Origin of the sequence: Methylobacterium sp. Leaf91 (assembly GCF_001422815.1) — a bacterium.
In the GTDB taxonomy this organism is placed as follows: domain Bacteria; phylum Pseudomonadota; class Alphaproteobacteria; order Rhizobiales; family Beijerinckiaceae; genus Methylobacterium.
In genome coordinates this window covers 1-22904 of the sequence record NZ_LMMP01000023.1, presented here as the reverse complement: position 1 = coordinate 22904, position 22904 = coordinate 1, and the positions used below count along the sequence as shown (strand labels likewise).

The 22904-nt window shown below is 63.7% G+C and carries 17 protein-coding genes; 5 read left to right on the top strand and 12 right to left on the bottom strand.

Translation table 11 applies throughout. The features are described 5' to 3' along the window. Positions 1–4 precede the first annotated feature (4 nt). The 10 genes from ASF32_RS14795 to ASF32_RS14750 all read right to left on the bottom strand — a co-directional run bounded on the left by ASF32_RS14795 (position 5) and on the right by ASF32_RS14750 (position 9910). A complete protein-coding gene (locus ASF32_RS14795) occupies positions 5–919 on the bottom strand; it encodes a DUF58 domain-containing protein (protein ID WP_056429751.1) in 915 nt (304 codons plus the stop codon). Between the two features lie 4 nt (positions 920–923). Further along, a complete protein-coding gene (locus ASF32_RS14790; RefSeq protein ID WP_056429747.1) occupies positions 924–1934 on the bottom strand; it encodes a MoxR family ATPase in 1011 nt (336 codons plus the stop codon). Between the two features lie 284 nt (positions 1935–2218). Then, the gene (thiL, locus tag ASF32_RS14785; protein ID WP_056430456.1) at positions 2219–3220 is read right to left on the bottom strand and encodes a thiamine-phosphate kinase; all 1002 of its coding nucleotides are present in this window, start codon (positions 3218–3220) and stop codon (positions 2219–2221) included. Positions 3221–3222: 2 nt separating this feature from the next. Next, positions 3223–3702 (bottom strand): transcription antitermination factor NusB, encoded by a 480-nt coding sequence (gene nusB, locus ASF32_RS14780; RefSeq protein ID WP_056429745.1) that lies wholly within the window; start codon positions 3700–3702, stop codon positions 3223–3225. A gap of 7 nt (positions 3703–3709) precedes the next feature. Beyond that, entirely contained in the window at positions 3710–4219 is a 510-nt protein-coding gene (ribH, locus tag ASF32_RS14775; protein WP_056429743.1) for a 6,7-dimethyl-8-ribityllumazine synthase, read from the bottom strand. A gap of 211 nt (positions 4220–4430) precedes the next feature. After that, complete coding sequence (locus ASF32_RS14770) at positions 4431–5066, bottom strand: riboflavin synthase (protein WP_056429741.1); 636 nt, start codon at positions 5064–5066, stop codon at positions 4431–4433. Beyond that, positions 5067–6155, bottom strand: a complete 1089-nt coding sequence (ribD, locus tag ASF32_RS14765; RefSeq protein WP_200919151.1) for a bifunctional diaminohydroxyphosphoribosylaminopyrimidine deaminase/5-amino-6-(5-phosphoribosylamino)uracil reductase RibD — start codon at positions 6153–6155, stop codon at positions 5067–5069. 38 nt (positions 6156–6193) lie between these two features. After that, complete coding sequence (gene nrdR, locus ASF32_RS14760) at positions 6194–6766, bottom strand: transcriptional regulator NrdR (protein WP_056430453.1); 573 nt, start codon at positions 6764–6766, stop codon at positions 6194–6196. A 110-nt stretch (positions 6767–6876) separates the two neighbouring features. Continuing rightward, positions 6877–8181, bottom strand: a complete 1305-nt coding sequence (gene glyA / locus ASF32_RS14755) for a serine hydroxymethyltransferase (protein ID WP_056429738.1) — start codon at positions 8179–8181, stop codon at positions 6877–6879. A gap of 430 nt (positions 8182–8611) precedes the next feature. Continuing rightward, entirely contained in the window at positions 8612–9910 is a 1299-nt protein-coding gene (locus tag ASF32_RS14750) for a L,D-transpeptidase family protein (RefSeq protein WP_056429736.1), read from the bottom strand. A gap of 256 nt (positions 9911–10166) precedes the next feature. Between ASF32_RS14750 and ASF32_RS26970 the strand changes: the two genes are divergently transcribed. The 3 genes from ASF32_RS26970 (at position 10167) to ASF32_RS14740 (ending at position 13871) form a co-directional block, all read left to right on the top strand. After that, a complete protein-coding gene (locus ASF32_RS26970; protein ID WP_348271044.1) occupies positions 10167–10544 on the top strand; it encodes a DUF2946 family protein in 378 nt (125 codons plus the stop codon). Positions 10545–10586: 42 nt separating this feature from the next. Continuing rightward, positions 10587–11588 carry a DUF1775 domain-containing protein gene (locus tag ASF32_RS14745; RefSeq protein WP_056429734.1) on the top strand — a complete coding sequence of 334 codons (1002 nt, stop codon included), beginning with the start codon at positions 10587–10589 and terminating at the stop codon, positions 11586–11588. Between the two features lie 195 nt (positions 11589–11783). Further along, positions 11784–13871, top strand: coding sequence for a TonB-dependent receptor (locus tag ASF32_RS14740; RefSeq protein ID WP_056429731.1), 2088 nt, complete (start codon positions 11784–11786; stop codon positions 13869–13871). Between the two features lie 148 nt (positions 13872–14019). On the opposite strand, the gene ASF32_RS14735 is transcribed toward ASF32_RS14740, so the two are convergent. Both ASF32_RS14735 and ASF32_RS14730 read right to left on the bottom strand, forming a co-directional pair. Then, positions 14020–16440, bottom strand: coding sequence for a penicillin-binding protein 1A (locus ASF32_RS14735; protein ID WP_056429729.1), 2421 nt, complete (start codon positions 16438–16440; stop codon positions 14020–14022). 174 nt (positions 16441–16614) lie between these two features. Then, positions 16615–17889, bottom strand: coding sequence for an N-acetylmuramoyl-L-alanine amidase (locus ASF32_RS14730; protein WP_056429727.1), 1275 nt, complete (start codon positions 17887–17889; stop codon positions 16615–16617). A gap of 738 nt (positions 17890–18627) precedes the next feature. On the opposite strand from ASF32_RS14730, the gene ASF32_RS14725 reads away from it, so the two are divergent. Both ASF32_RS14725 and ASF32_RS24645 read left to right on the top strand, forming a co-directional pair. Then, complete coding sequence (locus ASF32_RS14725; protein ID WP_056429726.1) at positions 18628–21642, top strand: ribonuclease E/G; 3015 nt, start codon at positions 18628–18630, stop codon at positions 21640–21642. Between the two features lie 298 nt (positions 21643–21940). After that, a protein-coding gene (locus tag ASF32_RS24645) for an IS630 family transposase (RefSeq protein WP_156467839.1) occupies positions 21941–22896 on the top strand; the annotation gives its coding sequence in 2 pieces (ribosomal slippage) (positions 21941–22292 and positions 22292–22896; 957 coding nt in all). Positions 22897–22904 lie beyond the last annotated feature (8 nt).

The following is a 22904-nucleotide window of genomic DNA, read 5'->3' as shown; positions in this document are numbered from 1 at the left end:
CTCCTCACCCCGTCCCGCGCGCGGCGGCGACCAGCGTGAGGAGACGCAGGGCCGCCTCGCTAGCCGGCCGGTCGGTACGATGGATCGTCAGGGTCCAGCCCTGGGCTCGGGCGATCTCGGCGAGACCCTCCCGATGCGCGGCGATGCGGGTGCGATAGGCCGCCCCCCACGACACCGCGTCACCGATATCGAGGCTCATCTTGGTCTCAGGATCGTGCAGCACGGCTTGCCCCGCGAAGGGAAAGGTCTCCTCCACCGGGTCGACCACCATGACGAGATGGCCTCTCGTGCCGGAGCCCGCCAGCGAGCCCACAGACTCTCTAACCTGTTCCAGAGGCGAGAGAAAATCGCTGATTAGGATCGCCTCGTCGAAGCGGCCCGGTGTGGCGCGCGGCGGCATGTCCTGCGTAAGACCTGCTTTGTCGGCCACCAGGGCGTGCGCCATCGTCTCGACAATGCGGCGTGAGGCCGTGGCTCTGGTGAGACCGAGAAGCCCCGCCCGCTCACCCCCCTCGACCAAGGCATCGGCGACGGCAAGGCCGAGCACGAGGGCGCGCTCGACCTTCGGCCCCTGTCCGAGGCTCGACGAGAACCCCATGGAGGCGGAACGGTCGATCCAGAACCAGATATTGTGGGTCGCCTCCCATTCGCGCTCGCGCACGTAGAGCCGGTCGTCGCGGGCGGAGCGGCGCCAATCCACCCGCGCCGCCGCTTCGCCAGCCACGAAGGGTCTGAACTGCCAGAAGCTTTCCCCCTGCCCCGCCCGGCGTCTGCCATGCAGGCCATGCGCGAGCGTCGAGGAGACACGGCGCGATTCAAGGATCAAACGCGGCATCCGCTCGGCGAGAGAGAGCGCGCCTTCGGTCTCGTGTCGCCCAGGAGCGCGCTGGGCCGCGTCGAGAACCCGGGTCGCGATCATCCGGCTAAAGCTTCGCAGCCAGCTGGGCGATGATCCCCGGCACGGTCTCACCGTCGGCGCGCGCCGCAAAGCTCAGCGCCATGCGGTGCTTGAGCACGGGCTCCGCGAGCGCCTTCACATCGGCGACCGAGGGTGCGACGCGGCCTTCGATCAAGGCGCGAGCGCGCACCGCCAGCGTCAATGCCTGACTGGCGCGGGGACCAGGCCCCCATAGGAGCTTTCCCTTCAGAGAAGGATCGCCCCCTTCCGGTCTTGCGGAGCGGACAAGGTCGAGGATCGCGTCCACCACGGCGTCGCCGACTGGCAGGCGACGCACGAGGCGCTGCGCCGTGAGAAGCGCCTCCGTGGACATCACCGCCTGCGGGCTATGGTCCCCGATTCCCGTCGTCTCGATGAGGATCCGACGCTCAGCCGCGCGGTCAGGATAGCCGACATCGATCTCGAGCAGGAAACGGTCGAGCTGCGCCTCGGGGAGCGGGTAAGTACCCTCCTGCTCGATCGGGTTCTGCGTCGCCAGCACATGGAACGGGCGCGGAAGGTCGTGCCGCTCACCGGCCACCGAGACGAAATTCTCCTGCATCGCCTGCAGCAGAGCGGATTGGGTGCGCGGGCTGGCCCGGTTGATCTCGTCCGCCATCAGCAATTGCGTGAAGACAGGGCCGCGCACGAAACGGAACGAGCGGCGGCGGTCTTGGTCCTCGTCGAGGATCTCGGTGCCGAGGATGTCGGAAGGCATCAGGTCGGGGGTGAATTGAACGCGCCGGGCATCGAGCCCGAGCACGGTGCCGAGCGTCTCGACGAGCTTGGTCTTTGCCAGACCGGGCAGTCCGACGAGCAGGCCGTGGCCACCCGCCAGAATGGTGATGAGGGCGAGGTCGACCACTTTTTCCTGGCCGAAGATGACCTTGTGGATCGCGTCGCGGGCCTGTCCCACCTGGCCGAGACACGCCTCCGCGGTGGCAACGATGCCGTCGTCGAGAGAGGTGGCCGTCGCCGGCGTGGAGCCTGAAGTCATGCGTTCGATCCCGGTTTGCCGCGCGGCCGATGGTCAGGATCGCGGTGGCACGTGGGTGCAGCCTGGCGGCGGCATTGGGAGAGAGTGTGGCGTTCTTTCCCGCATGCTGGCAAGGTCGGCGCGACGACGCAGGCATTTTGCGGTCCCTCGTCGACGGCGAAGGACGATTTCGCGTCTCGGCTACCGCGGGACCCGCTACAAGAATGGCGCATCCGCGATCAGGCTGGAGACGTGCAACGTCGGCAACTCACGCTTCTCACCGCTGCGGGAAGTTGCCCGGTGATTCAGAAGTGGCTGAAGGAGCGCGTGGCGAAGGCGTACTCACTGCCGTCCGGCCGGCGGAACGCAGGCGGGCGGTCGCCTTCGACGACCGATCCTATCCGCGCCAGCGGAACCCCCAACGAGAGGGCTTCAGCGATGAACGCCTCAACCCGGTCCGGTGCCACCGCGCAAAGGATCTCGTAATCGTCGCCACCGGTTACAATCGGGCTGATCAGCGCCGGGTCGAGAGCAAGTGCAGCACGGGCGGCATTGGAAAGCGGCACATCGGAAAGCGTGATCTCGGCGGTCCGGCCGGCACCCATCAGCATCTTCGTCAGATCGCCGGCAAGCCCATCGGAGACGTCCATAGCGGCCCGCGCATGGCGGCGGAGAAGCGGTGCGAGCGCGCTACGCGGGCGCGGATGGCGATAGCGGTCGATCAGGACATCTCGACCCTCCCTCCCCAAGCGCTCGGCCCATTCCGGCATCACCCCATTCAGGGCCAGTAAGCCGAGGGCCGCGTCGCCGATCGTGCCGCTGACGCAGAGGACGTCACCGATCTCCGCACTCATCCGCCGAACCATGCTGCCGCGCGGCACTTCCCCGAGGGCGGTCACGCCAATGAGGGCGGGACCCGCCGCGCGGACGGTATCGCCTCCTAGAAGCGGGCAATCGAAAGCAGTCGCTGCTTCCCTGAGGCCGTCGGCGAAGCCGGCAAGCCACGCTTCCGTCCAGTCGTCAGGCAGGGCGAGCGTCAGGAGGAACCCACGCGGCATCGCCCCCTTAGCGGCGATATCGGACAGGTTCACCCCGAGCGCTTTGCGCCCGATGGATGCGGGAGGGTCGCCGGCCAGGTAGTGGACGCCCGCCACGATAGCGTCTGCAGTCAACACCAGATCGCAGCCTGGACTTGGCACGAGGGTGGCGGCATCATCCCGCAGCCTATCCGCGCCATAGCCAGCCCAGGGCGCAAAGTAGCGCGCGATCAGCCCGTTCTCATCGGAACGAACGGTGGGGGGCGTGATCGTCAAGCGCGCCCGGAGCCGGGGAGCCCGGCGAATTCCGATCCGCGAACCTCACGGGCGACCTTATCGAGGACCGCGTTGACCATGCCAGGCTCGTCGCCGGCATAAAAGCTATGGGCGACGTCGACATACTCCGAGATCGCAGCGCGAGCTGGCACATCCTTGCGGAACATGAGTTCGTAGGCCCCAGCGCGCAGGATAGCGCGCAAAACTGCTTCGATGCGCTTCAGCGGCCAGCCGCTCGACAATGCCTTGTCCAATTGCGGATCGATCGCACGCTGCTCCTCGACGACACCACGCAAGAGATCGCGGAAGAATGAGATTTCGGCGGGGGGCTGTTCGACGCCGTCGACGTCGCGGCCGATCCAATACGCCTCGAACTCGGCAAGCGCTTCGATGACGCCCTTGTCGGAGATTTCCATCTCATACAGCGCTTGAACCACGGTGAGGCGTGCGCCGCTGCGCTCGATCGTCTTGGCCATGGGGTTCTCAATCCTCTCCCACGGGCGCGGCAGCCGCGGCACGTTTGAGCGCCAGGACGGCCAGGGCTGCCTCCGCGGCACCCGCACCCTTGTTCAGGTCGGAAACGCGGGCGCGGGCAAGCGCCTGCTCCATCGTTTCCACCGTCAGAATGCCGTTTCCGAGGGGAAGGCGACCCACCACGGACAAGTCCATGAGAGCCCGCGCGCTCTCAGTCGCTACGATGTCGTAATGGCCGGTCTCGCCACGGATGACGCAGCCCAAGGCAACGGCAGCGTCATAGGGCTGACCTGCACGGGCGGCCTCCTCCACCAGAATGGCAATGGCGGCTGGGATCTCGAGGGCACCTGGCACCGTCACCACGATGCCCTCGGCCTCCGCTGCGTCGAGGGCACCCTGTGCTCCGGCAAGAAGCTCATCGGAAATGTCGTCGTAATATCGCGCTTCTACCACGAGGACGCGCGCGCCCTTCACGTTCGTAGGCGTTGCCGGCCGGGCGGCGGGTGAGGGCGAAACCATCGTAGGCCTTGTCTGTAGTGGCGAAGGGCAAGATCGGCACGGATGTGACGAATGAGCCGTTAGCGCGGATCGTCGGCGTCGCCACCCAGTATGACCGGGTCGACCCGGTTCGAAATCTTGCGACCGATGACGCCTGAGACGCGGACCGGCGACGTGTCGTTCGCGGTGGGCGAGCGATAGACTGAAGGGTGGCGTATCACAAGATAGCGCGTCAGGAGGCACGATTCTCGAATAGGCGGGCAGCATAGCGAGCGATCAGGTCGACCTCTAGATTGAGCTTGTGGCCGGTTCGCCGGTCACCCCAGGTCGTAACCGCCAGGGTGTGCGGAATGAGCAGGACCGAGAAGAGGTCGCCATCCACAGAGTTGACCGTGAGTGACGTTCCGTCGAGGCAGATCGAACCCTTCTCTGCAATGAAGCGCGATACGGATGATGGCGCACGCAACACGAATCGGTCGCTTGGTGCCCATTGCGGATCGCCGGTCCCACCCGTCACGCTCTCGCGAGCGACGATCTCGGTGACGCCGTCCACATGCCCGGTCACAAGATGGCCGCCGAGTTCATCCCCGATCTTCAACGAACGTTCGAGGTTGAGGCGCGTACCTTCAGCCCAGCCGCCAACGGTGGTCCGCGCTAAAGTTTCGGCCGCGGCGTCAATGGCAAAGATACAGCCCTTGGCCTCGCGCTCGATCGCCACCACGGTGAGGCAGGGACCGGAACACGCGATGGATGCACCGAGGGCGATAGTTGCGGGATTGTAGGAGGACCGGATGCGGATTCGGCGCAGACGCTCATCACCCTCGACACTGAGGACCGATCCCACATCGCTTACCAAGCCAGTGAACATCTAGATGCTCCGTTCGTAGGTAACACACTGGTCCGGTCCGAAAGCGCGAGTTTCGGTAATGCTGAATTCGGGCTCTTGGAGGCGCGCCGTCAACGCATCGCCGACTGCCGGAAGGCCTCCCCCGCCGATGGCACGGGGGCCAGTCACGAGTGTGCAGACATCCACCAGATCTGCGGCTGCGAGAGAATCGGCGAGGTGGGGACCACCTTCGCAGCAGATCCGCGTCACTCCACGCTCGGCCAGTTGTGAGAGCGCGGCACACAGGTCGATCCGACCATGTGAGCAGGCCTCGACCTGGATCGTTTCGACCCCAAAAGAGACGAGCATCCGCTTGGCGTGAATGGGAGCCGATCGTGTCGTCACCACAAGAGTCGGGATGTCCCGTGCGCTTCGCACGAGGTGAGAGGCCGGCGAGAGACGAAGTGTCGAATCGAGGATGATGCGCAGCGGCGATCGTTGTGAGAGACCAGGTAATCGCACCGTCAGCGACGGGTCGTCAGCCCGCGCCGTTCCAATCCCTACGAGAATTGCGTCGGCATGAGCGCGCCAGAGATGGACCGCGCCATCGGCAATGGGGCCCGTGATGCGAAGGCGCTCATCCGGCGCGCCAGCCGCAAATCCGTCAAGGGTACGGGCAAGCTTGAGATGTAGGCTGGGACGTTTCTTCGTCACGCGCGTGACGTGTCCGCGATGATCCCTCGCGGCCTCGTCGCAGAGTACATCCTGTGTCACGGCGATACCGGCCTGGGCGAGGCGGGCATGGCCCCTCCCCGCCACGCGCGGATCCGGGTCTGCGATCGCAGTGACGACTCGAGTGATTCCCGAAGCGATGATAGCGTCGACACAAGGGGGGGTGGCCCCGTGGTGAGAGCAGGGCTCGAGTGTGACGTAGAGAGTCGCGCCGCGCGCGCGCTCTCCGGCCATTGCGAGAGCAAGAGGCTCTGCATGGGGACGTCCTCCCGGTGCCGTTACGCCCTGCCCGACGATGCGCTCCTTGCCCCTCTCACCCGCGACCACCACCGCGCCGACGGACGGATTAGGCCAGGTCCGCCCGAGATTGCGCCTGCCGATCGCCAGAGCCAGGCGCATGAAGCGGCGATCATCCGTGCTGGCTGTCTGATAGTCGTTCATGACCGCCCCCGCGTCTGGCGCTTCGCAGGTGGTTTGGCCGGCGGGCTACCACTTGACATGACTTCATGGAGAGCGTGTTGGTCGCTCATTCCATCGTCTCGTAGCCTTGCGATATCGGGAGTATCACCGAGGGTTCCGAGCAGCGCCTTGAAGTCGCTCGCCTCACGGAAGTTCTTGTAAACCGAGGCGAAGCGGACATAGGCTACGTCGTCTAGGCCCTTCAGCCCCTCCATCACCAATTCACCGATGGCCTCGCTGGCAATCTCAGCCTCGCCGCCGCTTTCGAGTTGGCGGGTGATGCCACTGACCAGACGTTCGATCCGTTCCGGATCCACCGGCCGTTTGCGGACGGCCACGTCGATAGAACGTTGAAGCTTATCGCGATCAAACGGTACGCGCTTACCCGAGCGCTTGAGCACCGTCAGTTCCCGCAGCTGCACCCGCTCGAAAGTGGTGAAGCGGCCGCCGCAGTCCGGGCAGACCCGCCGCCGGCGGATTGCCGCTGAATCATCGCTGGGACGCGAATCCTTCACCTGGGTGTCGGGACCGCCGCAATAGGGACACCGCATCGGGCGGATACCTGCATGGTTGGTGAAAAAATGAGAACGGCCGCGGATATGGCGATCCGCGGCCGTCTCTATCATGACGTCATCTGCGGGGGCACCCGCAGACGGAGGCTTCAGCCGTAGATCGGGAAGCGGTGCGTGAGGGCGTGGACCTTGTCCTTCACCGCGGCCTCGATCGCCGGATCTCCGCCTTCACCTTTGGCCACCAGACCGTCGAGTACCTCAATGATGAGGGCACCGATCTGCTTGAACTCCGCGACGCCGAAGCCGCGCGAGGTGCCGGCAGGTGTGCCGAGGCGGATGCCCGACGTGATCGTCGGCTTGGCCGGATCGAAGGGCACGCCGTTCTTGTTGCAGGTGATGTGGGCGCGGCTGAGTGCGGCTTCCGCCGCCTTGCCGGTCAGGCCCTTCTTCTGAAGGTCCACCAGCATGAGGTGGTTGTCGGTCCCACCGGACGTGATGTCGTAGCCGCCGGAAATGAGGGTATCGGCGAGCGCCTTGGCGTTCTCGATCACCTGCTTGGCGTAGATCTTGAACTCGGGCTTTAGCGCCTCACCGAAGGCCACGGCCTTGCCGGCGATGACGTGCATGAGCGGTCCGCCCTGCAGGCCGGGGAAGATCGCCGAATTGAACTTCTTGGCGAGCGCCTCGTCGTTCGTCAGGATCATTCCGCCGCGCGGGCCGCGGAGTGTCTTGTGGGTCGTCGTAGTGGCGACATGGGCGTGTGGGAACGGCGACGGGTGGACACCGGCCGCGACGAGACCCGCGAAATGGGCCATGTCCACGAAGAAATAGGCTCCGACCGCATCGGCGATCTCGCGGAACTTGGCAAAGTCCCAATGACGCGGGTAGCCCGAGCCGCCAGCGATGATGACCTTGGGCTTATGTTCATGGGCCAGACGCTCAACCTGTTCCATGTCGATGCGCTGGTCGTCGCGACGCACGGTGTAGGAGACGGGCTTGAACCATTTGCCGGACACATTCGGCGGGGCGCCGTGGGTCAAGTGGCCGCCAGCAGCGAGGTCGAGGCCCAGGAAGGTGTCACCCGGCTGCATAAGAGCCATGAACACGCCTTGGTTCGCCTGACTCCCGGAATTCGGCTGAACGTTTGCGAATCCGCAATCGAACAAGCGCTTAGCGCGCTCGATTGCAAGGTTCTCAGCGATGTCGACGAACTCGCAACCACCATAATAGCGACGGCCGGGATAGCCTTCCGCATACTTGTTGGTGAGGACCGAGCCCTGGGCTTCCAGGACCGCACGGGAGACGATGTTCTCCGACGCGATCAGTTCGATCTCGTGCTGCTGCCGACCGAGTTCCTGGCCCACCGCCTTCGCGACTTCCGGATCCGCGTCGGCCAAGGATGCGCTGAAGAAGGAATTCGAAAAATGCTTGTCGCTTGCAGTACCGGCGCTCATGGAAAGCCTCGATTGTTGAACGGGCGAGGGCGTCCGTTATCCGCTGGCGTAGGGCGGGCGGTCGCTCGAAGCGTGATTTACTACACGTGCCGCGGGGCGAGGCCAAGCACAGCTAATTTGTAGCCCCGGGCAAAAAAAATTCGGTGCATCCTGTATTTGTCGGTGCGCCAATGACATCCGCGGGATACTGGCCGCGCCGATCGAGAGTTTGGCGACCCTATGTCGCGACGCTTGCATGCATGTGTCGCGCTCGAAAGCTGTCGGCGTCTCGCGACTAAGGGGTGAGCAGGAGCCGCGTCATACCATGGCGGCGAACCAAGCTTTCTCGAGGCGATCTGTTTTTCAAGACCTGCGATCGTAAATCAAAACCAAAGAGGCGGGATTCGCTCTCGAATCCCGCCACCGGCTTTCGCGCACATAAGTGAAGTGATCAGTTCTCTTCGTCACCCGGTTCGAAGGTCTGAACTTGCTCAGCGCTGGCGACCGGAGTCGGCCCAGACAAGGTTGAAGGCACATTGACACCGTCGCGCTTGTAGATGTCGTCGCGGAACTGGACGAGACCGTCTGGGGTCGCCCAGGCCGTGATGTAGGTCCAGTAGACCGGAACCGGGCTGCTCAGAGTCGCGTCGACGCGCTTGCCGCTCTCGATCGCCTGTTCCACTTGGTCGCGGCCCCAACCGGGCGTGTCCTTAAGAAGCCAGGTGATGTACTCGCGCACATTCTGCACGCGAACACATCCGGAGGAGATGAATCGGAAATCGTCTCCGTACACACCCTTCGAATTCGTGTCGTGCATGAACACGCCGTGCGGGTTCGGGATATTGATGCGGACGATTCCCATCGAGTTGAAATCGGCGCCCGAGTCCTGACGGTAGCGATAGCGCGTACCTTCATCCGAGTTCCAGTTTACCGAGGCCGGTGAAATCTCAGTGTCCCCAGTGAAGATGCGGATCTTATTCTCGGTGAGGTAATTCGGATCCTTCTGCATCTTGGGGATGAGGTCCTTCTTCACGATGGAAGCCGGAACCGTCCAGAAGGGATTGAAATTGATCTGCGTCGCCTTGGTATTCATGATCGGCGACTGACGGTCGATCTTGCCGACGCCGGCGGCGTGCAAGGTCACGACTTGGCCATTCTCTACCGTCTGGACCAGGGCGGCGGGAATGTTGGTGATGACGAAGCGATTGCCGAGATTGCCCGCGTAGGAGCGGAGGCGGACGGCGTTCACCTCGAGCTGCTTCAGGCGGATATCGGCCGAGACGTTCATGGCCTGCTGGGTGGCCATGCTCATGGAGCCGGTCTGGCTCAGACCGTGACGGGCCTGGAAGCGCTTCACCGCGGCGGCGACGTAGGAATCGTAGACACCCGAGCTGCCCGAGGCCGAGTCGATGTCGCCGGTCACGGCGAGACGAGCGCGCAGAGCCGCCACAGCTGGACCCTTGGCGCCGACGCGCAGGCGATCCGCGCCGGAGACCGGGCGCCAACCGCCGCGTGCGACGATGTCCTTGTAGCGTTCGACCATCTGCTCTGTCGCCGCCATCGTCTGCGGAGAAAGAATCGGTGTCGAGGAACGCTGCACCTGCATCGTTGCAGGCGAGGCATAATCCTGGGCCCACTCCGCCTGAGCGAAGCCGGCCGCTTCGCGCGCAGTGGCCGTTTGGGCGAAGGCGGCGGCGCTGGCGAGAAGCGCGAAGCCCAGCGAGCGGGCGATGGGAGCCTGTTTCAGCATCGGACGGAAACTCTAATCTGACCTGTGAAGCGGCACGAGGCCGTCGGGGCATGGTTGGGGTGGATACCGACCACCGAAAGTCCTGTGCCGCGAACGTGTCGGGGCACGGTTAAGAAGTCATGCCGTCCGGGCTAGATTGTGGCGCGGCCGCGATAAATCACAGGCTGTGCTGTACTGCAGCGCACATGCAACATGACGGCTCGTCCGATTGTGAAAGAGATGGCGGGATTATGTCCGTTGCGCTAAGCGCTGAAGGATGATGTCGCGGGATTCAGGGGCTGGCGGCTTGCGCGCGATCACTGCTGTGATCGCGCTCTACGCGTTGGTTCTTCAGGTCTTCCTTGGCACCCTAATGCCGTTGCCCTCCCTCGGCCATGTCGGTCCGCTCTGCTCGAGTCTGACCGATGGGACGGATACCGATCAGAGCCCGGCGAAGTCCGGGCACGGCAAACACGACTTCTGCTGTACGTCCGCGTCCGCCGTTGCAGTGGCGACAGTGATTGGGCTCGTCTCGAGCCCGACGGTCTGGCCGCTCCCGGCGGGCATCCGCCTGACATGGCTTACTGAGGCCCGACCCGGTGGGCGCGGTCCCCCTGGCACCATTCCTCAACCGCGTGGTCCTCCTATCGTCTGAAGTGATCCGAAATCTCGATCCCTTCAGACACGGACAGCCATCATGAAACGGATAGTGCGGGCAGAACTTGCCGCGACCCTTCTCCTCACCGTCTCGACCAATGTCGCTTTCTCTCACGCCACGCTCGAGCGGAAGGAGGCCAGCCCGAACGCCACTTATCGGGGCGTCATTCAGATCACCCATGGCTGCGAAGGCACGCCGACGAAACGCGTGAGCGTGACCATTCCAGAGGGCGTCATCGGTGCCAAACCGATGCCGAAGCCCGGCTGGACCCTGTCCTTGGAAAAAGCTCCCTATGCCAAGGCCTATCCATATTACCACGGCGATATTTCAGAAGGCGTGAAAACCATAACCTGGAGCGGAGGAGAACTGCCCGACGATCAAGTCGACGAGTTTACGTTCCTCGCCCGTGTCACGGATACATTCGCCCCCGGTGCGACCGTGTATTTTCCTGTGGAGCAGGATTGCGTGAAGGGCGCGTATCGCTGGAGCGAGATTCCCGCACCGGGCCAGAACGCTCACTCGTTGCAGTCTCCCGCTCCCGGCGTGACCATCGTTGCCGCGCGCACTAAATCGTCGTCGAGCGCTGCGTCCTCCCCTGCGAACACCATCCAGGCCGGTGATCTCGTCATCGATACACCGTGGATGCGTGCCACTCCCGGTGGCGCTAGGGTTGCTGGCGGCTACGTCCGGATCACGAATACCGGAACGCGCCCGGACACGCTGATTTCCGCCTCCATTCCGTTGGCTAGCACCGGTTCAATCCATTCCATGACCATGGATGGCGGGGTGATGAAGATGGCCGCGGTGGATGGCGGCCTCGTCATCAAGCCCGGCGAAACCGTGGAGCTCAAGCCCGGCGGCTTCCACTTGATGTTCGAAGGGCTGAGTGCGTCGCCGAAGGTCGGTGAACCGGTTTCCGGAACACTGGGCTTTCAGCGCACGGGTGAGGTGCGAGTCACCTTCGCCGTCGCTCCCATCGGCGCCAAGGCCCCTAATGCGCCTGCTGCGACCGAACCCGCGGCCGGACATCATCAGCACTGACCAATCACGTCGACGAATGGGTTTCCCCTGGGGAAACGTGCTGAAGCGTCGATACTGGATTTGATCCCAGGCTTTCCGCTGCCGCGTGATCGCCTGGGCTAAGGCCGATCCCATCTCTTTCTCTTTCAGGATCCGCTGCTCCTCCGCGCCGACTGCACGGAGTGATTCAGGGCGCGGGGTCCGGAGCCTACTTCCATGCAGAACTCCTATTTCGGAAGTGCGCTCGCCTTCCTACTTTTTTCCTCGACATCGGCCCTCGCCCAAGAAGTGGCCAATGCCGAACTGCCAGAACTCAGCGTTCAGGGCGCTTCGGCCGGGTCCCTCACGGTGCCGAGCGTCGCGGCGCAACGCGCTACGGTGAATGCCACCGTCGGGTCCGTCGCCTTCGTCGATGCCAAGGACTTTCAGAACCGCTACGCCAATACGCTACGCGATGTTCTCAAGGATACGCCCGGTGTCTTTGTGCAGCAGCGTTATGGTCAGGAAATGCGCCTTTCCCTGCGCGGATCGGGCATCTCGCGCGGTTTTCACCTCCGCGGCATCGAGCTGCTTCAGGACGGATTTCCGGTGAATGCCGCCGATGGAAGCGGTGATTTCTACCAGATCGATCCCCTCGCCCTGCGCGCCGTCGAGGTCTACAAAGGCGGCAACGCCTTGACCTACGGCGCCACGACGCTCGGCGGGGCGATCAACTTCGTGACACCGACGGCGCAGACCGCCCTTGCGCCAAACGTCGTGCGCGTCGATGGCGGCAGCTTTGGTACGATCCGCGAGCATTTCCAGTTCTCGCGTTTATCAGGACCAGCCGATTTCCTCATCAGTGGTACGATCACCAATGCTGATGGGTTTCGGGATCACGAGGCCCAGCGGACGCAGAACTTCAACGCCAATCTCGGCTATCAGCTAGCCCCCGGTGTCGAAACGAGATTCTATGTTGGAGTTTACCTTACAGACCAGAAGCTCCCCGGCACCCTGAGCCTGTTCAACAGTCTGAAAAATCCGACCATCGCGAATCCTGGCGCCATCGCGGGCAATCAGTCCCGGAAGGTGGAGACTGAGCGCGTCGCCAACCGAACCTCGTTTGCCCTCGACGTCGGCAAGCTCGATATCGATACCTGGGCGATCCACAAGTCGCTCTACCATCCGATCTTTCAGGTCATCGACGAGGATGGCTGGACATACGGTATCTCACCTCACTGGGCCGGCACCTTCGACATCGCCGGCTACCGCAACGACACGATACTGGGTCTGCGCGCGTTTGCCGGGCAGAACTCGTCGCTTCGCTTCACCAATCTTGCCGGTCAGCGGGGCGCGCTGACTCTGAATGCGCTGCAAAGTTCATCGAATTACGAGGCTTACGGTGAGAACCGCTTCTGGTTCCTGCCTGATGTCGCGCTGATGACGGGCGCGAAGGCCTTCTCGTCGAACCGGACTTATAGCGACAAGGGCGGCTTCAGCTCGAACTCCGGCGCCAAATTTGACAACCAGACCTATCAGGGCGTCAACCCGAAACTTGGTGTGATCTGGCAGCCTGTGCCGGATGTCCAGGTCTTCGCCGACATCACACGTTCACGCGATGTGCCCGACTTCACTGATCTGACCCAGACCATCGGGGTAACGACGCAGTTCGTGCCGCTTCAGGCTCAACGCGCCTGGACTTACGAAGCAGGCACGCGCGGCCGGCTCGATGGGATTGCCTGGGACGTGACGCTCTATCGGTCGGAAGTTCGGGATGAGCTAGTCAATTTCAGCGTCAATCCGGGACTGAACATTCCGGCAGCTACGTTCAATTCACCGCGTACGATCCACCAGGGTGTCGAGGCGGCAATGACCCTCGACCTCGTTCGCGACGTCACCGGCAGTGGCGACCGTATCTCGGCTTCGCAGATCTGGACGCATAACGACTTTCGCTTCGTAAGCGACCCACAATTCGGAGACAACCGCATCGCCGGAATCCCGCAGGACGTGTTGCGGAGCGTCGTGACCTACACCCATCCGAGCGGTTTTCACCTGAGCCCATCAGTCGATTGGGTACCGCGCGGAGCTTTCGCGGATCATGCCAACACCCTTCAGGTGCCCGGCTACACCCTCGTCAACGTCCAGGCCGGTTTTGACTTTGCCAACGGAGTTTCGCTGTTCCTGGATGCGAGAAACCTGGGGGATATCCGATATGTCTCTGACATTTCGGTGTTGAACGACGCGGCCGCGATGGGCGGCAATCCGATCGCGTTCTATCCCGGCACCGGCCGCAGCGTATTCGGGGGGATCCGCGCCTCGTTTTGACGGCAGGTCGAATGAAGCCGCCTATTCACGCCAGCAGAAGGGCGTTTGATATCGGCACTTTTCTTCGATCGACCGGCGCCGTTATGGCGACACTTCCCGGACCACCGCTCGCCCGAGCGTCGGGTGTCCGGGAAGGGAGAGAGGCAGCCTAATACAATCCGCCCGCCTGCGCCGCACGGTCTGCATCCGCAGGTACGGCAGCGGGCGCGGAAGGTGCCGCCACATAAGCGTCCGGCGGGGCAGTGCCCGGCTTGAAGGCTTCGAGGATCGTACCTGAACCCTCGCCCGAGCCGGCGCGCATGCCGGAGGCGACATTGACGCGGATCAGCTTGATCCCCGGAGGCACGCGGAAGGGGGTCGGTGGCTTGTCCTTGAGAGCCTGCTTGAGGAAGTCGAGCGCGATGGGCGCCGACAACCCGCCGCCGGTGGCCCGGTCGCCGAGTGAGCGAGGCTTGTCGAAGCCGAGATAGACACCGACCGCGAGATCCGGCGAGAAGCCCACGAACCACGCATCCTTGGCGTCGTTCGTCGTTCCGGTCTTACCGGCCAGGGGCTTCCCAACCTGTTTCAGGATCGTCGCCGTGCCGCGCTGGACCACACCCTCCATGATCGAGACCATCTGGTAAGCCGTCAGCGGATCGAGGACCTGCTCTGAATCGTCCACGAGCTTGGGCTCATCCTGGCCGGACCACTTCTCGGCATCGCAGCCAAGGCACTTACGGTTGTCGTGCTTATAGATGGTCTCGCCGACGCGGTCCTGAATCCGGTCGATCAAGGTCGGACGGATGCGGCGGCCACCATTGGCCAGCATGGAATAGGCCGTGACCATACGCATGACCGTGGTCTCGCCGGCCCCAAGGGACATTGGCAGGACAGGGAGCATGTCGTCATAGACGCCGAAGCGGCGGGCATATTCGGCGATGAGCGGCATGCCGACATCCTTGGCCAGCCGAACGGTCATCAGGTTCTTCGAATGCTCAATGCCGTAGCGCAGCGTGTGTGGACCACCCGACTTGCCGTCATAGTTCGAGGGCGACCACGCTTCCTGGCCTGGTCCAGCCTCGATGGTGATCGGTGAATCCTGCACGATCGAGGACGGGGTGTAACCATTGTCCAGGGCCGCCGAGTAGACGATCGGCTTGAACGAAGAGCCCGGCTGGCGCTGGGCCTGTGTCGCTCGGTTGAACTGGCTCTCGTCATAGGAGAAGCCGCCGACCATGGCGTGGACGCGCCCGGTGAACGGGTCCATCGCGACGATGGCACCAGAGATTTCGGGGCGCTGACGGAGGCGATATTGTCCGCGACCGCCGTCTATCGCTTCGACATAAATGACATCACCGGCGTTCAGCGCGGCCGAGGGTGAGCGACCGGTCCAACGAGTACCGTCAGCGGCGATTGTTCCGGTCTCGCGCTCCTTCGAGACTTGGCCAGAGGCTTCGCGGCGGGGCTGAAGACCGATCTGGGCGACGCCGCCCGTGGTGCTCAGGACGACGGCAAGCCGCCATGGCTGCACGTCGCCAAGGCCCGGAACTTCCGCTACGGCGAGGCCCCAATCACGACCGACGAGATCGACCTTGGCCTGCGCACCGCGCCAGCCATGCGACTGGTCGTATCGGATAAGGCCGTCCACCAGTGCCTTGCGCGCCCAGGCCTGCATCTTTGGATCGAGGGTCGCGCGTACGGAGAGGCCACCCTCATACAGCTTCTTCTCGCCGTAGCGCTCGGTGATCTCTCGCCGGACCTCTTCGGTGAAGTAGTTGGCGTTCGCCGCGTTGGCAAAGGCGACGCGCGGGTTCACGCCCAGCGGCATCTTGCGGGCAGCCTCACCTTCTTCCTTGGTGATGTACCCGTTCTGGGCCATCAGGCCGATGATCTCATTGCGGCGGTCGAGGGCCTTCTGGGTCTGACGGTAGGGGTGGTAGTTGTTCGGGCCCTTCGGCAAAGCGGCGAGATAAGCGGCCTCGTTGATGGTCAGCTCGTGGACGGACTTGCCGAAATAATCGAGCGCCGCGGCGGCAACCCCGTGTAGGTTGCGACCGGGCACGATGGTGCCGAGGAAGATTTCGTTCAGATAGAGTTCGAGGATCTTGTCCTTCGAATAGGTCGATTCGATCCGAAGCGCGATCAGCGCCTCCTTGATCTTGCGGTCGAAGGTCTGCTCGTTGGTGAGCAGGAAGTTCTTCGCCACCTGCTGTGTGATGGTCGAGGCGCCCTGCTTTTTGCCGCTCTTGGCATTGGTCAGAATTGCGCGAACGACACCTTCGGGGTCGATGCCGCCATGCTTATAGAAATTCTTGTCCTCGGCCGAGAGGAAGGCCGCCACCACGACCTTCGGCATCGCCTGGATCGGTAGGTAGAGACGGCGCTCGTTGGCATATTCGGCGAGCAGGCTGCCATCCGCCGCGTGGACGCGGCTCATCACCGGCGGCTCGTAATTGGCGAGCGCGGCGTGGTCGGGCAGGTCCTGGCTGTAGGTGTAGTAAAAATACGCCCCGGCTGCGGATAGCAGTACGAACAGCATCGCACCGATGCTGAACAGGAAGCCGAAGAAACGAAGGATGAAGCGCATCCGGGTCCCGTCCGTCGATGATCTGCCGCTGCCGGTCCGGCCGAGAGGCGAGGATGACCGAGACCTCGATTATCCCGGAAAGGCAAGAGTGACGCGACGACCCGTGATCGACCGGAGGCGGTGGAACGCCTGTTCCGAGGCCGGGGCGCCGTGAGCCCCGGTTTCACACCGTATCTATGGTGAAACTGGGGCGATTGCCGCAGAGCGGCGCGGCGGCACAGGCCGGGTCAGCGAAGTGCGGTTGGCGAAGAACGCGTCGATCGCCTTCGCCATGCCTCCGGTGACGTCAGCGCGCCAAGCTTCGGATTGAAGCATCTCAAGGTCGCGCTTGCTCGATAGGTAGCCGAGCTCAACCAGCACCGAAGGCACGTCGGGCGAGCGTAGGACCACGAAGCCGGCCTCACGATGAGGCTTGTTGCTCAGCTCCATCACGGGGCTGAGATAGGACATCAGCCCTTTGGCAAAGCCCGACGAGAAGGTCCGCGTCTCCCGCAGGGTCAGTTCCTGGAGGATGTCGGCGATGTGGCCGGGGCCTTCGCTGGAATCCGTGCCGGCGGTCGAATCCGCTTTGTTCTCACGCTCAGCGAGCTTGGCCGATTCGGCGTCAGTGGCCTTCTCGGAGCCCGTATAAATGGTGGCGCCACGCACCTGCGGCGCGGAGGAAATGGAATCGGCGTGAATCGAGACGAAGAGGTCGGCGCTCGCCTCGCGGGCGATCCGCACGCGCTCTGACAGCGGCACGAACACGTCACGATCTCTGGTCATCCGGACGCGGTAACGGCCGGAGGCTTCGAGCTTCCCAACCAGAGCCTGGGCGAAGCCGAAGACGATGTCCTTTTCAAAAACACCGCTGGCGGCGATAGCGCCCGGATCGATTCCGCCATGGCCAGCATCGATCATGATGAGTGGTCGGGAATCGGTCGGCTCCGCCACGGCTTCCTTCCGGCTTGGCGGAGATGGGTCGTTGGAAACGGCGGCTCGGCGGAAGGCGTCGCGGTCTGCTTTCTGGAAATCGACCGTCAGCAGAATGGCGCCGTCACGCGTACGTGTCGTCGTCTCGATTCGTCCGACTGTAGCTGGTTGCGCGAGATCGACGACGATGCGGGAGCGTCCGGGCGCAAACAGGCCGTAGCGGAACGAGGAAACCAAGCCTTCGCGGCGGCGGCCGGTTTCTGGCCCAAGCTGAAAGTTCACTTCCGCGAGGTCGATGACCGCCCGGTCCGGCCGCTCCATAACGAAGACGCGTGCCTCGATGGGTTTTGACAATGTCAGTGTCAGCTTCGTCGAGCCGCTCGAACCGACGGAAAGGTCAGCGGCAATGGCGACCGCCGATTGTTGGCTGGATGCCGCTGGATTGGTTCGCAGACCGTCCTGGGCCACGACCGGAGCAGTCGTCGCGACAACACACAGAATAAATGCGGAACGGAGCAGGCGAGCGAGAGGCGGCATCGGTCCGGCAGTCGTTGTCCTGGAACCATAAGGTCCTTCGGAAGCGCGAGCGTTCGTTAAGGGATACGATCAGGATGGTTAACCGTTCCTATCGTCCCTGATTCGCAAAGTGGCTAGTATGCTGCCGTGGGGCGACAGGTGCGAGTCGGATGCCGCGCACCCGACCACGGCGGCAAAGTTGAGGCGGCGGCTGCGTTGCTGCTTGCCAAGCGCCCGCGACGATCTGTAATGGTAATGTCCCTTCCCGGGTGCCGTGCGGTCGTCACCGTGGCCCGCGGGTGCGTCATGGCCTTTCGCCGCGTCGCCTCGCAGTCGGCTCTCCGCGTCAAGTTCGCCGGTAACTTCAATCCGGGTGGGTATCGGTGCATGCGGCGATTGTTTCGCCGAAGCGCCGTTCTTGAAATCAGCGGCCGGCGATTGCTCGGCTTCAAATTATTCGTGAGGTCAGGGAGCGGATGGGCGGACGCACAGCATCGGTTGCCGTTGCTCGTGTTCAAAGCGTACGCGATTCGCGTGGCGCCGGTTCCCCGTCGGCCTTGGCCAGGTTCAACCCCAGTCGCGCCGATCACCGGCGCCTAGCGGCGGTTGACGGCAATCCCTTCCCTAAAGCCCCCTTGGCCCGCTTCTGTGGGCCTAAGCGTGCTCTCCCCTCGACGGCCGATGGGCCGGGATCGGGCAGCGCTTCGCCGGGACAATTCGGCTGCAGAAGGACGACGTCGACCGCCATGAAAGTTCGTCATGGCCAACAACAACAAGATGCTCATCGATGCGATGCACCCGGAAGAGACCCGGGTCGTCACGGTGCATGGTTCCCGGGTTGAGGAGTTCGACTTCGAGGCGGCGAACCGCCGGCAGCTTCGGGGCAATATCTACCTCGCGAAGGTGACCCGAGTGGAGCCATCGCTCCAGGCTGCGTTCATCGAATATGGCGGTAACCGCCACGGCTTCCTCGCCTTCAGTGAGATTCATCCCGACTATTACCAGATCCCCCTCGCGGATCGTCAGGCACTGTTGGAAGACGAGGCGCGGGACGCCGAGGAGCATCGCGAGCGCGAGGAGCGTAAGCCACGCCGGCGCTCGCGCGGTCGCCGCGCTGAAGCCGCATCCGCCAAGACCAGCGATACGGTGAGCGTCGAGGACGTGTCCGAGGCCGTCGCGGCGCGTTCTTCCGACGACGCGACGCAGCAGGATCACACACCGCAGAACAACGAATCGGGTGAACATCCCATTGTGCCCGAGGCTGTCGGGACGCCTGATTCTGTCGTGTCCTCGGAGAATGCCGTCGACGAGTCTGTGAAGGACGAGGCCACTTCAGCCGATCCCTTCGCGCCTGACGCCACTTTCATCGAGCCCGGTTCGGACGCGTCGTCGGACCTGCCACCCGCATCCCTCGAAGGCGAGGCTGCTGCTCCCGTCGAGGCCCCTGCCCTCAACTTGGAGAGGACGGCTCCCTCAGAGGATGCTGTTGAAGAGCCGTCGCCTGAAGCCCATCCGGATGCCTCGGTTGCCGAAGACGAGACCGATGAGGACGACGATTCCGATGAAGACGATGATTCGGACGACGAGGACGACTCCGATGACGAAGATTCGGACGACGAGCATGAAGGCGAGGATGGCGAGCACAAGATCGCCCAGGTAGGTGGCAACGGCGACGCGTTGGCCGAGATCCCCGAGCGGCCGCGCACCTATCGCCGTCATTATAAGATCCAGGAGGTCATCAAGCGTCGCCAGATCATCCTGGTTCAGGTCGTCAAGGAAGAGCGCGGCACCAAAGGCGCGGCGCTCACCACGTACTTGTCGCTGGCGGGTCGGTACTCGGTGCTGATGCCCAATACCGGTCGTGGTGGCGGCATATCCCGCAAGATCACTTCGGCAGCGGACCGTAAGCGCCTCAAGGAAGTCGCTCAGGATCTCGAAGTGCCGGAGGGCATGGGCGTAATCCTTCGCACCGCCGGTGCGTCTCGGACCAAGCCCGAGATCAAGCGCGATTTCGAGTATCTGATGCGCCTTTGGGAGAGCGTTCGCGAATTGACGCTGTCCTCATCCGCGCCGGCTCTGGTCTATGAGGAAGGCTCACTGATCAAACGCGCGATCCGCGACCTCTATAACAAGGATATCGACGATATCCTTGTGGCTGGCGACGAGGCCTACCGCGAAGCACGCGACTTCATGCGCATGCTGATGCCGGGCCAGTCCAAGGTGGTGCAGCCCTACCGGGACGCGACGCCGATCTTTGCGCGCCACGGTGTCGAGCAACAGCTCGACGCGATGTTCTCGACCCATGTGACACTCAAATCCGGCGGCTACCTCGTCATCAATCCGACGGAGGCGCTCGTCTCCATCGACGTGAATTCGGGCCGTTCGACCCGCGAGCACGACATTGAGGATACGGCGCTCCGCACCAATCTGGAGGCGGCCGAGGAAGTCGCCCGCCAACTCCGTCTGCGCGACCTCGCTGGCCTCGTCGTCATCGACTTCATCGACATGGAGGAGAAGCGCAACAACCGCGCTGTCGAGAAGAAGCTGAACGATTGTCTGAAAAACGATCGCGCCCGTATCCAAGTCGGTCGGATCTCGCCGTTCGGTCTGCTTGAAATGAGCCGCCAGCGCATTCGCACCGGCATGCTCGAGAGTTCGTCGCTCCCATGTGTCCATTGCGGCGGTTCGGGCTACGTCCGGGCTACGGCATCGGTTGCCCTGCAAATCCTGCGCGCCATTGAGGAATCGCTCCTCAAGAGCACGACGCACAACCTTATCCTGCGTACCCGTACCGAGGTGGCGCTCTACATCCTCAACCAGAAGCGCGCGCATCTGCGCGAGCTGGAGATCCGCTTCGGCGTCAGCGTTACCATTGCTGCAGACGAGCGCTTGGCCGCGACATCCGCGTTCCAGCTCGATCGAGGTGAGCCGGCGATCCGAAGCGAGGGGACCGCAACTGGTATCCGCGCCGTGGCGATTTCGCCCCAGGTGGATACCGACGACGATTTCGACGGCGACGAGGAAGAAGAGGCCGTCGTCGACGCCGAGGCTGAGGCGTCCGAGGTTGACGGTTCGCGTGAGAATTCGAGTGACGGCAATGGCGAGGGGCGCTCCGGTGGCCGCCGCCGCCGTCGGCGCCGTCGGGGTGGTCGTCACGAGACCGGCGAATCGACGGGTGAGCACTCCGCTAGCGGCGATGATCATTCCGGTGACGAGGACGTCGATGGAGAGAGTCAAGATCTAGGCGATCAGGCCGGCGACGCCCAGGACAATACGGCTCGCGAGAATGCGGCCGACGAGATCGTCGTTGGGGATGCTCCGGACAGCGAGACGACGCCCCGCTCCGAACTGTCAGAAGACGAAGGCGCTGGCCGCCGGCGTCGCCGCGGACGCAGGGGTGGACGCGGTCGGGATCGTAACGAGAGCCGCCCGCGCGACGATGCCGATGAGGAGCAGAACGTTTCAGACCCCGTCCAAGAGGGGGCTCCGGTTTCGGTCGATCTTCCGCCAGATGCATCGGAAGCGGCACTCGCACCTGTTTCGGTGGACTTGCCTATTGCTGACGAACCCTCGCTCAAGCCCATCGAGGCGGCGACTCGCGAGGCCCCGGACAACCTTCACGACACGTCTACATCGGACTTGTCCCCTGAGCCGGCTCCGGCGCCAATTCCTGCTCCCGAGCCGGTAGCGGTGGTGCTGACGCCGATCGATCCCGATCGTCCGAAGCGCGCCGGATGGTGGTCGCGGACCAAGGCTGCGCTCACAGGCGAATAATCCAACCTCCGACGACGCCGAGCGAACCAAAATGGGCCGCATCCTAACTGGATGCGGCCCATTTCATTTCCGGCTCCGTGTGCACCGTGCGAGACCACCGCGCGCGACTAGAGCCGTGCCCTGGCGGGTTGAATCGCTTGGGGTAGGCGATCTGGCTGGCGTGTGATTCACTGGACGGGCTTATGAGGGAGGATTGCCATGCCGTCCCTAGAGCCGTGCCCTGGCGGGTTGAATCGCTTGGGGTAGGCGATCTGGCTGGCGTGTGATTCACTGGACGGGCTTATGAGGGAGGATTGCCATGCCGTCAGCCCTGTCGGTCGATCTGCGCGAGCGTGTGGTCGCCGCGATTGACGCAGGTGCATCGCGGCGTCAGGCTGCCAAACGCTTCGGGGTCGGGGCAGCCAGCGCGATCCGTTGGCACGAGCGCTTTCGGCAGGACGGGCGGATCGCGCCCAGGCCCATGGGCGGCGACCGCAACTCGCAGCGCCTGGAAGCGCAGGCGACCCTGATCCTTCGGATCTACGAAGAGCACCCGCTCTCTTTCCTGCGGGAACTGCGCGACAGGCTCTCGGAACGGGGCGTCCGGGCAAGCACGAGCAGCCTGTCACGCTTCTTCGCCCGGCATGGGATCACCCGTAAAAAGGGGCTGTCCACGCGGCCGAGCAGGAGCGGCCGGATGTGAAGGCCGCACGCGAGGACTGGTTCGAGCGCCAACCCGATCTCGATCCGGATCGCTTGGTCTTCCTCGACGAGACGGCCGCCACGACCAAGATGGCCCGCCGCTATGGTCGTGCTCCGCGCGGCGAACGCTGCCGGATCGCCGTGCCTCACGGGCACTACAAGACCACTACCATCACCGCCGCCCTGCGCGCCACGGGACTGATCGCCAGAACCGTCTTCGATGGAGCCACGAATGGTATGCGCTTCCGGGCCTACGTCACCGACACCCTGGCTCCGGTGCTCAAGCCCGGCGATACCGTCATCCTCGACAACCTGAACGCCCACAAGGTCGCTGGGGTGCGCGAGGCCATCGAGGCGGTCGGCGCACGAGTTCTCTACCTCCCGCCCTACAGTCCCGAGTTCAATCCCATCGAGCAAGTCTTTGCCAAGGTCAAAGCCCTCCTTCGGACCGCCGCAGCGCGAACCGCCGACGACCTGACCATCGCCATTCGAGAGGCTTTCTCTGCCTTCCGGCCGAACGAGTGCCGCAACTATCTCACCGCCGCTGGATACGATGCCTATGATCCAAGCTGAGCGGGCAC